The sequence below is a fragment of the Microbacterium sp. BF1 genome (genome assembly GCF_019279095.1).
GTDB classification, from domain to species: domain Bacteria; phylum Actinomycetota; class Actinomycetes; order Actinomycetales; family Microbacteriaceae; genus Microbacterium; species Microbacterium maritypicum.
Map to the genome: position 1 here is coordinate 1 of NZ_JAGYWT010000552.1, position 1,577 is coordinate 1,577.

General features: G+C 65.5%; 1 protein-coding gene and 1 pseudogene. Both read left to right on the plus strand.

Annotated elements, in window-relative coordinates; genetic code table 11:
• Positions 1 to 192 (plus strand): annotated as a pseudogene (locus KZA10_RS14710) (copper resistance protein CopC); the annotation flags it as partial.
• A 9-nt stretch (positions 193 to 201) separates the two neighbouring features.
• On the plus strand, positions 202 to 1,577 hold a 1,376-nt coding region (lpdA, locus tag KZA10_RS14715; RefSeq protein ID WP_256934909.1), incomplete at its 3' end, for a dihydrolipoyl dehydrogenase.

Consider the following 1,577-nt stretch of genomic DNA (forward strand, 5'->3'; position numbering starts at 1 on the left):
GAGCAGACCGCCGCTCCCGAGGTCACCAGCGCGCCGAGCACGGACGCAGACGACTCCGCCGGCACCTCCGCGGCGATCTCGATCGTCTCGATCGTCGCCGTCCTTGTCGTCGCCGGCGTGGTCGTCTGGATCGTCATGAGCCGCCGTCGCGGCACGACTCCGACCGATTCCGACCCGTCCTCCGAGCGATAGGCTTAAGGCATGCCACACTACGACGTCGTCATCCTTGGTGCAGGTCCTGGCGGATACGTCGCTGCGGTTCGCAGCGCGCAGCTCGGTCTCTCCACCGCCATCATCGAGGAGAAGTACTGGGGCGGTGTCTGCCTCAACGTCGGCTGCATCCCCTCCAAGGCGCTCCTGAAGAACGCGGAGCTCGCACACACCCTGAACCACAAGGCGGAGTTCTTCGGTATCTCCGGCGAGTTCACGATCGACTTCGGCAAGGCCTTCGACCGCAGCCGTGAGGTCGCAGAGGGTCGCGTCAAGGGCATCCACTTCCTGATGAAGAAGAACAAGGTGACCGAGTACAACGGTCGCGGCACCTTCACCGGTCCCAAGGCGATCTCGGTCGCCAAGGCCGACGGCCAGGTCGAAGAGGTCACCTTCGACAACGTCATCATCGCCACCGGCTCCAAGGTCCGTCTGCTGCCGGGTGTCACGCTCAGCGAGAACGTCGTGACGTACGAAGAGCAGATCATGACCCGTGACCTGCCCGAGTCGATCGTCATCGTCGGCGCCGGCGCCATCGGCATGGAGTTCGCCTACGTCCTGACGAACTACGGCGTCAAGGTCACGATCATCGAGTTCCTCGACCGTGCGCTGCCCAACGAGGACGCCGATGTGTCGAAGGAGATCACGAAGCAGTACAAGAACTACGGCGTCGACATCCTCACGTCGACCAAGGTCGAGTCGGTCGTCGACAACGGCTCCTCCGTCACCGTCACCTACACCGGCAAGGACGGGCAGCAGAGCTCGATCGAGGCCGGCAAGGTGCTCATGTCGGTCGGATTCGCCCCGAACATCGAGGGCTTCGGCCTCGAGAACACCGGAGTGAAGCTGACCGAGCGCGGCGCCATCGACATCGACGACCACATGCGCACCAATGTCGAGGGCATCTACGCCATCGGCGACGTGACCGCCAAGCTGCAGCTCGCCCACGTGGCCGAGGCTCAGGGCGTCGTCGCTGCCGAGACGATCGGCGGCGCGGAGACCCAGACGCTGGGCGACTACCGCATGATGCCGCGTGCGACGTTCTGCTCTCCGCAGGTCGCGTCGTTCGGTCTCACCGAGCAGCAGGCCAAGGACGAGGGGCGCGAGATCAAGGTCGCCACCTTCCCGTTCATGGCGAACGGCAAGGCGCACGGCGTCGGCGAGCCGGTCGGCTTCGTCAAGCTGATCGCCGACGCCGAGCACCTCGAGCTCATCGGCGCCCACATGATCGGCCCGGACGTGGGACCAGCAGGGCGAGCCGCCTTTGCTTCCGGAAGATATCGTTGCACGCACCGCCGACCGTTACCGCGAGCTGATCGAGCGCCTCGGCGCCTGAGCGCTCCCGATCGCCGGGTCCCGATCTCCGG